This window comes from Pseudoalteromonas sp. S16_S37, from assembly GCF_014694405.1.
In the GTDB taxonomy this organism is placed as follows: Bacteria; Pseudomonadota; Gammaproteobacteria; order Enterobacterales; family Alteromonadaceae; genus Pseudoalteromonas.
The window spans coordinates 1-10,507 of the sequence record NZ_JAAUWV010000089.1 but is presented as its reverse complement, the minus strand read 5'-3'; the positions used below and the strand labels follow the sequence as shown (position 1 = coordinate 10,507).

Genomic DNA, 10,507 nt, shown 5'->3' with positions numbered 1-10,507 from the left:
TTGCGATTAAACCCAGAACTTTACTTGCCTTGGAACTATAAATCACAACGCATAGACTAAATTCTGGACTCAAGCATATTTTTGATGGTGAGTTACGCTAACTTGCCGTAAGCTCACAACACTTGCTAGTGCACAAACTATCGCATCAGAAGCGCCAGCTAACCAAGAAACTGTAACTCCAATTAACTTTTCTGTGTATGCTGGTTTTACTCACGGTGGTGATAAACTCATCGAACTGCAATATGAAGGTCGTTCGAACCAAGATATTCGTGCGGGTGGTGCAATAAACTTGGGAGCAGGCTTAAACTACCAATTTAATAACAAATGGTCGTTGCAATCAAACTTGGGCTACCATTTTGATTCTGATAACGCCAGCAATGCAGATATTACTTTCTCGCGTTGGGCTCTAGACGTTATCCCTTACTACCAGTTAAACGATTCATTTAAAGTGGGCGTTGGTATTACTTATCATCTAAACACTGAGTTAGAAATGGATATGAACAACACTAACAGTGGTATTTCGTTCAAAAATACTGCCGGTGTGGTTGCGTCATTAGGCTACCAATTTGAAAACCATAACGGCTGGTTGGAAGCGCGTTTTGTTAAGATTTCATACGATGCAGACAAAGTAAATGTTGGTAAGGTATGGGGAATCAATGTAAACCAATCGGCTGATGTTCATGGTGCACCGAGCATTAGTGGTAACCACATTGGCTTAGCGTACCACTACGTATTCTAACCTTTTGTTTACTCGGCTTAAATAGGTTATGAAATACGTTCAGCACGACAAAATAGATCCTAGTCTATTAAACAAAAAACCCAGCATGAGCTGGGTTTTTCCGTATCAGTCAAAGTAATGAATTACTTTTTCTTAACTGCTTTTTTGTTTGGTAAGTCAGTGATTGAACCTTCAAAGATTTCAGCCGCTAGACCAATTGACTCATTCAGTGTTGGGTGAGCGTGAATCGTCAGTGCTAAATCTTCACCATCAGCGCCCATTTCAACTGCAAGGCCGATTTCACCCAGCATTTCGCCAGCGTTGATACCAACCATCGCACCACCGATAACGCGGCCTGAGTCTTTATCAAAGATAAGCTTAGTTTGACCTTCAGTACGTGCTGAAGCGATAGCGCGGCCAGATGCAGCCCACGGGAATACCGCAGTTTCAATGTTAAGACCTTGCTCTTTGGCTTCTTTCTCTGTCACACCAACCCACGCAATTTCTGGATCTGTGTAAGCGATTGAAGGAATACACTTAGGATCGAAGAAGTGTTTCTTGCCAGAGATAACTTCAGCAGCAACGTGACCTTCATGAACAGCTTTATGCGCAAGCATAGGCTGACCTACGATGTCACCAATTGCGAAGATGTGGTCAACGTTCGTTTTCATTTGCTTGTCAGTGTTGATAAAGCCACGCTCGTCAACATTGATACCTGCTTTATCTGCATCAAGTAGTTTACCGTTTGGTGTACGACCAACAGCGACTAATACTTTGTCATAACGTACTGGCTCTGCTGGCGCATTTTTGCCTTCAAACGTAACGTATAAGCCGTCATCTTTTGCATCTACTGCCACAACTTTAGTAGACAACATTACGTTGAACTTGTCTTTCACGTAGCGTTGGTAAATCTTGATAACGTCTTTGTCAGCTGCAGGTACTAGTTGATCAGCAAACTCTACAACGTCGATTTGCGAACCTAGTGCACGGTAAACAGTACCCATCTCAAGACCGATGATACCACCACCTAATACAAGTAGTTTTTCTGGTACATCTTTAAGCTCAAGGGCACCTGTTGAATCAATTACACGCTCATCTTGAGGGATGAAAGGTAAGTTAACTGGTTGAGAACCCGCTGCGATAATAGCGTTATCAAAAGTAACCGTAGTCGTGCCTGATTCACCTTCAACAGCAATGGTGTTTGCGCCTGTAAATTTACCGTAGCCGTTAACTACTTTTACCTTACGCATCTTCGCCATGCCGTCTAGGCCGCCAGTAAGCTGACCAATTACAGACTCTTTCCATGAACGGATTTTGTCTAGGTCAATTTGTGGTGCGCCAAATGTTACACCGTGAGATGACATTTCAGCTGCATCATCAATTACTTTAGCAACGTGAAGAAGCGCTTTTGAAGGGATACACCCTACGTTCAAGCACACACCGCCAAGGGTATTGCGAGACTCGATAAGTGTAACTTCTAAACCTAAATCCGCAGCACGGAATGCTGCTGAGTAACCACCAGGACCACCGCCTAGTACAACAACTTGAGTTTTGATTTCGTTGCTCATGTTATTACCTTAACTATTATTCGAACGGGACTGTACTCTTTTGAGTATCCGCACCCAAAAATGCCTGCCGCATACGTAAATTCAGGTACATGGCAGAGAGAGTTTTTAAGTGTGCGAAAGTGTATCATTCGCACAAAAAGATGTCCCGCCTAAATAGTAGGCGGGACAACAAATTACATCACTAATTGGCGAATATCGCTCAAGTAGCTTGCAAGCGTCACAGTAAACTTGGCTGCCAACGCACCATCAATCACGCGGTGGTCGTAAGAGCAGCTTAGCGGCACCATTAAGCGCGGCTCAAATTCTTTACCATTCCACTTTGGTTTCATCTCAGATTTAGATACACCTAAGATAGCTACCTCTGGTGCATTCACGATAGGCGTAAACGCCGTACCACCAATGCCACCTAGGCTTGAAATCGTGAAACAGCCACCTTGCATATCAGATGACGTTAACTTACCGTCACGTGCTTTAGCTGAAATTTCCATCAACTCACGAGATAACTCGATAATGCCTTTTTTGTTTACATCACGAACTACAGGTACAACCAGACCATTTGGCGTGTCTACCGCAATACCGATGTGTACGTATTTCTTCAAGATTAAGCTTTCGCCATCTTCAGACAATGACGAGTTAAACGTTGGGAAGTCTTCTAGTGCTTTCGCTGCCGCTTTCATTACGAATACTAATGGCGTGATCTTCACGCCCATTTTCTTCTTCTCAGCCAAAACATTTTGCTCTTTACGGAATGCTTCTAAGCCTGTGATGTCTGCTTCGTCAAACTGAGTAACGTGTGGGATCTGCACCCAGTTACGGTGTAAGTTAGCACCTGAAAGCTTTTGGATACGAGACAGTTTCTTCTCTTCCACTTCACCAAACTTGCTAAAGTCAACTTTTGGCCAAGGGATAAGACCTAGCTCACCGCCACCTGCATTAGAGCCTGTCACTTTGCCAGACTCAACTTGCTTCACTAATTCTTTAACGTAATTTTGTACGTCTTCTTTGATCACACGACCTTTGCGACCCGTGCCTTTAACACGTGCTAGATTTACACCAAACTCGCGAGCCAAACGACGAACCACAGGAGATGCATGTGCGTAAGAAGAATTCGCTTCAAAGTCTTCTTTTACACTAGAAGCAGCTGGTGCAGCAGGTTTAGCTGCAGGCGCTGGGCTTGCTGCTGGAGCCGCTGCTGGGCTTGCAGCTGCAACTGGCGCACTGCCTGCAACTTCAAATACAAACACCAATGAACCGGTAGATACTTTAGAGCCTACTTCAACCTTCACTTCTTTAACCGTACCCGCAAATGGTGCTGGTACTTCCATGGCAGCTTTATCGCCTTCCACGTTTAAGATTGATTGGTCAGCAGCTACCGTGTCTCCTACCGATACCATCACTTCTGTGACTTCAACTTCGTCGCCACCGATGTCAGGTACATGTACTTCTTTTAACTCAGCTGCAGCAGGTGCTGAAGAAGCTGGCGCTGGCGCCGCTTCAGTTGCAGCAGGTGCGTCTGTTGAACCTGTTTCAAATACAAACACCAAAGAACCCGTAGATACTTTAGAGCCAACTTCAACTTTGATTTCTTTCACGGTACCCGCAAATGGCGCTGGCACTTCCATTGCAGCCTTATCACCTTCAACGTTCAAAATTGATTGGTCAGCCTCAACAGTATCGCCAACAGCAACCATGATCTCGGTCACTTCAACTTCATCACTGCCGATATCAGGTACATGTACTTCTTGTAATTCAGTGGCACCCGATGTTGCTGGGGCTGGCGCGCTCTGAGTGGCTTTTTCCGCTGGCGCTGCATCTTCACCTGAACTTGCTTCAAAAATCATGATCAGTGACCCAGTTGATACGGTATCACCTTCTTTGATCTTAATTTCTTTAACAGTACCTGCTTGTGCAGCAGGTACTTCCATTGATGCTTTATCGCCTTCAACCGTGATAAGCGATTGCTCTTCACTCACTGAATCCCCTACTTTGACTAGGATCTCAGTTACTTCAACCTCATCAGCACCAATATCTGGAACGTGAATTTCGATAGTCATTCGTTCGGTCCTTTATGCGTAAAGTGGGTTAGTTTTTGTAGTATCAATATCAAATTTCTTGATAGCTTCAACTACAGCTGACTTGTCTACTTTGCCTTGCTTCACTAATTCAGTTAATGCAGCTACAACAACGTAACCTGCATTTACTTCAAAGTGACGACGCAGATTTTCACGACTGTCTGAACGGCCGTAACCATCAGTACCAAGTACCTTGTACGATGCACTTGGCATAAACGCACGTACTTGCTCAGCGTAGTTTTTCATATAATCCGTTGCGGCAATCGCTGGTGACTCACCAAGTACAGATGTGATATATGGCACTTTTGCTTCACTTTCTGGGTTAAGCATATTGAAACGCTCAGCGTCTTGACCATCACGTGTTAATTCGTTGAATGAAGTCACAGAGAATACATCAGAGCCAATGCCATATTCTTCGCTTAGGATAACACCGGCTTTACGTACTTCATTTAAGATAGTACCTGAGCCCAATAGCTGAACGTGTGCTTTATCGCCTGCGTTGCTTTCAAGCTTGTAGATACCCTTACGAATACCTTCTTCAGCACCTTCTGGCATCGCTGGTTGATGATAGTTTTCATTCATCAGAGTTAGGTAGTAGAACACGTTCTCTTGATCAGGACCGTACATACGACGGATACCATCTTGTATTATAACGGCTACTTCATACCCAAACGTCGGGTCATAAGAGATACAGTTAGGAACCGTGCCAGCTTGAATGTGTGAATGACCATCTTCGTGTTGAAGACCTTCACCATTTAGCGTTGTACGACCCGCCGTAGCACCTAATAAGAAACCACGCGCTTGTTGGTCACCTGCCATCCACGCCATGTCACCAACGCGTTGGAAACCAAACATAGAGTAGTAGATGTAGAATGGGATCATCGGTAAGTCGTTGGTGCTGTATGACGTTGCTGCTGCAACCCATGATGACATTGCACCTAGCTCGTTGATACCTTCTTGCAATACCTGACCTGATGTTGCTTCTTTGTAGTAAGAAACGATGTCACGGTCTTGAGGCGTGTAGTTCTGGCCATGCGGGTTGTAAATACCGATTTGACGGAATAAACCTTCCATACCAAATGTACGCGCTTCATCAGCAATGATTGGCACGATGTTTTGGCCATTGTTTTTGTCTTTTAGTAGTACGTTTAACGCACGAACAAACGCCATTGTCGTTGAAATGTCACGCTTTTGCTCTTCCAGTAACGGTGCAAACGCATTGACTTCAGGTAACGTCAGTGCTTTCGTGAAATTAGGTAAACGCTGCGGTGTGTAACCATGCAGTGCTTTACGACGAGCGTGTAAGTATTCATGCTCTTTTGAACCTTCTTCAAGCTTCAAGTACGGCAAGTTCACCAACTCTTCGTCTGATACCAAATCTTGTAGGCCTAGACGCGAACGTAGGTGTGCTACGTGTGTCATGTCCATTTTCTTAACTTGGTGCGCAATGTTTTTACCTTCCGCCGCTTCACCCATGCCGTAACCTTTTACAGTTTTGGCTAGGATCACCGTTGGACGATCTTTGGTTTCTTGTGCTGCTTTAAACGCCGCGTATAACTTAGAAGGCTCATGACCACCACGCTTCAGCGCGAAGATCTCTTCGTCAGTCATGTCAGCAACTAGCGCTGCAGTTTCAGGGTAGCGACCGAAGAAGTGCTCACGCACGTACGCACCGTCTTTTGCTTTATAAGTTTGGTAATCGCCATCGATGGTTTCATTCATCAACTGTAGTAATTTACCTGTGGTGTCTTTAGCTAGTAGTTTGTCCCAGCCAGAACCCCAAACAACTTTAATGACGTTCCAACCTGCGCCTCTAAATAAGCCTTCAAGCTCTTGGATGATCTTACCGTTACCCATTACTGGGCCGTCTAGGCGCTGTAGGTTACAGTTGATCAAGTAACATAAGTTGTCTAGCTTCTCACGCGCAGCAAACGAAATTGCACCACGTGATTCCGGCTCATCCATTTCACCGTCACCTAAGAATGCGTATACGCGCTGGTTCTTAGTGTCTTTTAGGCCTCGGCCATCTAAGTATTTTAAGAAACGCGCTTGGTAAATAGACGCTATTGGCCCTAAGCCCATAGATACCGTTGGGAACTGCCAGAATTCAGGCATTAGCTTAGGATGTGGGTATGAAGAGATACCTTTACCGTCTACTTCTTGACGGAAGTTATCAAGCTGCTCTTCGCTCAAGCGGCCTTCTAAGAAAGCGCGTGCATAGATACCAGGAGAAATGTGACCTTGGTAATAAACCAAGTCACCACCGTCAACATCATTTGGCGCACGGAAGAAGTGGTTAAAACACATTTCATAGAACGCTGCTGACGACTGATAAGACGCCATATGTCCGCCAAGTTCTAAATCTTTCTTTGACGCACGCAATACGATCATGATGGCATTCCAGCGAACGATTGAACGAATACGGCGCTCAATGTTTACATCACCAGGATAAGCTGGCTCTTGATCCGCTGGAATAGTATTCACATAGTTAGTAGTGGTGCCCGTTGGCATATCAACACCATCAAGACGAGCTTGCTCAAGCACTTGCTCTAACAAAAATTGCGCGCGCTCGACACCTTCTTCTTTTACTACCGACTCAAGCGCTTGTAACCACTCTTGGGTTTCTAACGCGTCTACGTCAAATTTATTGACTTCAGACATATGGAATTTTCCTTATGTTTAAAATACGAATTTATTATTCAGTTTTAATGTAACCAGTATACTTACTGCTGCTTAGTGCGTCGTAAGCTGCGTTCAATTCGTGAACGCTCTTTACCAGCTTCAAGTAATGCTTCTTCAATAAATGCTAAGTGGGCATTACTTGCTAATCTTGCTTGCTCTGGATTGCCGTTGATCACCGCTTCCAAAAGCACTTTTCGGTGCTGAGCTAATTGCTCACTCACCTCTGACTTTTGCACCAAAACCGTTAAGTTTTGTAATACATTTTGCTCAAGTAGTGATTGCATACCTCTCACCAAGTGCAGTAACACCACATTGTGCGACGCTTCCGCTACCGCAAAATGAAAGGCATTAATTGCCGCTGCAGTTTGAGCTAAATCGCCCTGTGCTTGAGAAATGTTATTAAAGCTATCTCGAACCTTTTCAAAATCAGTGTCAGTACCACGCAATGCAGCATAATAAGCGGCGATGCCTTCAAGTGCGTGACGAAACTCTAGTAAATCAAATTGTGATTCTGGGTGCTTACTGATCAAATCAAACAATGGATCGGTAAGGCCTTCTTCCAACTGATTTTTTACATAGGTGCCACCACCTTGACGACGTGTTACTAGCCCCTTCGCTTCAAGCTTTTGTATCGCTTCTCGCAAGGAAGGTCTTGAGACTTCAAATTGCTTCGCGAGCTCTCGTTCGGGAGGCAACTTTTCACCCGGCATTAAAGAGCCCTCAAGGATCATATTCTCGAGCTGCTCTAAAATTACATCGGATAACTTCGCTGCTTTTATCTTTAAAGACATTGATCTAACGCCGAATTTCAGTGTACTGCCAATCGCTGCTTACAGCGATTAGCGGTGCCATTAAAACCAAAAGGTAAATTGGTCATACCAAATTTTCGCAATACGTTATCAAAATCAATGAAGGCTGTCAAAAATCTGCGTATAAATACGTTTAAAGTGAAAGCTCAAAGACTAAACTTTATACAAAAATAACGAATTGCAAAGGAATATAAAAAAGGTCTGACCAGTTACAACTAGATAAACTCGAGTAATTTGTAGTTCTGAGGAAGATACAAAATCACAGTGCTCATTTTTCAGAGGGCTACATTGATTACAATTAATGTATGCAAGAGATCATAGCAAGCAAATAAGCTTGCTATGAATAATATGGTAGATGCTGTTAAGCAGGTTCCGCTTCTTGAGATTCTAAGCGTTCGTTGTTTCTTGATTGCTCTAGGTTCTGAAGGTAATCACTACAAATGTCGCCTGTGATGTAATGGCCATCAAACACAGAAGTTTCGACTTTGCTTATAGCGTGGTTTTCACATTTGATAGAATCAATTAGATCGTTAATATCCTGATAAATTAATCTATCTGCACCAATTGCCTGACATATCTGCTCATTCGTTTTTTCATGTGCAATCAGCTCTTTTGAGGTTGGCATATTTATACCATACACATTTGCGTGACGTATTTCAGGAGAAGCCGAAGCAAACATCACTTTTTTAGCTCCCGCTTCACGTGCCATTTTGACAATTTCTTCTGAGGTAGTACCACGTACAATAGAGTCATCGACTAGTAGTACATTTTTTCCCTTAAACTCTTCATCTATTGCATTGAGCTTGCGACGAACTGATTTTTTACGTTGTGTTTGACCTGGCATTATAAATGTACGTCCAACATATCGGTTTTTAACAAAACCATTTCGATATGGGACCTTCAGGCAATGTGCAACTTCCATTGCCATCGTGCAGGAAGTTTCAGGTATTGGAATAACAACGTCTATTTGTTCATCTTGCCATTGTTGCTTAATTTTTTCTCCAAGCCTTTGCCCCATATTTATGCGTGCGCTATAAACAGATACGCCTTCAATCACGGAGTCTGGTCTCGCAAAATAAATATATTCAAAAACACACGGTGTATGCTCAGCTTTGCCACGGTAACATAGCCTACTATGCATTGAATTGTTTTCATCAATGAAGATACATTCACCAGGTTTTACATCACGCTCTAAAGTAAAACCTGTTACATCAATTGCTACACTTTCGGAGGCAAACATGTACTCCATACCGTCTTCAGTGTTGCGAGTACCAAAAACGAAAGGACGAATGCCATTTGGATCTCTAAAGGCCACCATACCAACACCAAGCACATAAAAAATAACTGAGTATGAGCCTTTCGCTTGTTCCATTACATCCGCAACTACCTCGAATATATCTTCTACAGTTAGCTGTATTTTACATTTCATATCAAGGTAATGAGCAAAAGTGTTAAGCAGAGCCTCTGAATCGCTCCCCGTATTGATATGGCGTTTCGCACTTTGCGCCGTAAAATCAAGTAATTCAGATGCATTGGTTAGATTACCATTGTGCACCATTGAAATTCCATAAGGCGCACTAACGTAAAAAGGTTGAGCTTCTGAGGCACAGGAAGTACCAGCCGTAGGGTAACGAACATGACCCAAACCGACATTTCCCTTGAGCGACATCATTTCTTTCGCTTGAAAAATATCAGCGACTTGACCATTGCCTTTCTTCAACAGAAATTGAGAGTTATCTACCGTTGTGATCCCCGCAGCATCTTGTCCCCTATGTTGTAATACAAGTAGTCCATCATAGAGATCTTGATTAACGGGAGCCGAACCTTTAACTCCTAAGATACCGCACATAAAAGCCCCTTTTAAATTTAAATATAAAAACTAATATACAATGACTCACTTGCTCATTGCGAAAATAACTTTACTATCAATAACTAAAATCATACCGACAATGGGTGTTCAAGCTCTCGGCACGTTTTATCCGATCGAGAAAACATTAACATTACAGGAACAAAAAACATCGTAGATACTGTTGCTACTAGTAAGCCGCCAGAAACACTGATCCCTAATGGCTTCAATATGTCCTGCCCGGCTCCAAACCCTATAGCAAGCGGTAACATACCAACTATCGTAGTGACATTCGTAACCATCAGTGGAACAAGCCTCGACCGTAGAGCTTGTGATATCGCAGTCGCTGAGCCTATATTTTGGTCACGATAATAATTAAATGCATCGGTAATAAGTATCGAGTTATTAACCGTCAAACCAATTAAAATCAGGATCCCTAACAATGAATTAAGTGATAGCGTACTACCAAAGTAATACAATGATGAAACAGCACCAGCTATACCAAATAAAGCCACTGCAATACATAACAATGACTGATACAGGTTGTTAAATTGATAAAGGATAACTAGAAACACCAATAATAAAGACAAGCCCAAAGCCATCTTAAGAGATTCTAGGGATTCGCGTGTATCTTTGTCTGAAAACTCAGTGACGATTGGTGTCACACTAAGGTTGAAGTGAGACATCACTTTTGACCCTGTAACACATTTTGTGTAACTGCCAGTTTTAAATAACATCTTTTAATCGGTCTTCGAATTCGATCATAAATCGATTCAAGGCCGATTTCCAATTTCTTATCGGCATTGTCCATT

The 10,507-nt window shown here is 43.1% G+C and carries 7 protein-coding genes; 1 reads left to right on the top strand and 6 read right to left on the bottom strand.

The genetic code is table 11. From position 1 onward, the window contains the following. The first annotated feature begins 193 nt into the window (after window positions 1-193). Window positions 194-739: a transporter gene (locus HC733_RS21065; RefSeq protein ID WP_190366948.1), complete on the top strand. Its 546-nt coding sequence runs from the start codon at window positions 194-196 to the stop codon at window positions 737-739. 122 nt (window positions 740-861) lie between these two features. On the opposite strand, the gene lpdA is transcribed toward HC733_RS21065, so the two are convergent. The 6 genes from lpdA to HC733_RS21035 form a co-directional block, all read right to left on the bottom strand. After that, window positions 862-2,286 (bottom strand): dihydrolipoyl dehydrogenase, encoded by a 1,425-nt coding sequence (lpdA, locus tag HC733_RS21060; protein ID WP_190366947.1) that lies wholly within the window; start codon window positions 2,284-2,286, stop codon window positions 862-864. Window positions 2,287-2,459: 173 nt separating this feature from the next. Then, window positions 2,460-4,340 (bottom strand): pyruvate dehydrogenase complex dihydrolipoyllysine-residue acetyltransferase, encoded by a 1,881-nt coding sequence (gene aceF / locus HC733_RS21055; RefSeq protein ID WP_190366946.1) that lies wholly within the window; start codon window positions 4,338-4,340, stop codon window positions 2,460-2,462. A 12-nt stretch (window positions 4,341-4,352) separates the two neighbouring features. Beyond that, window positions 4,353-7,019, bottom strand: a complete 2,667-nt coding sequence (aceE, locus tag HC733_RS21050) for a pyruvate dehydrogenase (acetyl-transferring), homodimeric type (protein ID WP_190366945.1) — start codon at window positions 7,017-7,019, stop codon at window positions 4,353-4,355. 62 nt (window positions 7,020-7,081) lie between these two features. Next, window positions 7,082-7,831, bottom strand: a complete 750-nt coding sequence (gene pdhR, locus HC733_RS21045) for a pyruvate dehydrogenase complex transcriptional repressor PdhR (RefSeq protein ID WP_190366944.1) — start codon at window positions 7,829-7,831, stop codon at window positions 7,082-7,084. A gap of 379 nt (window positions 7,832-8,210) precedes the next feature. After that, a complete protein-coding gene (purF, locus tag HC733_RS21040; RefSeq protein WP_190366943.1) occupies window positions 8,211-9,698 on the bottom strand; it encodes an amidophosphoribosyltransferase in 1,488 nt (495 codons plus the stop codon). A gap of 89 nt (window positions 9,699-9,787) precedes the next feature. Then, on the bottom strand, window positions 9,788-10,381 hold the full coding sequence (locus HC733_RS21035) for an efflux RND transporter permease subunit (protein WP_190366942.1): 594 nt from the start codon (window positions 10,379-10,381) through the stop codon (window positions 9,788-9,790). Window positions 10,382-10,507 lie beyond the last annotated feature (126 nt).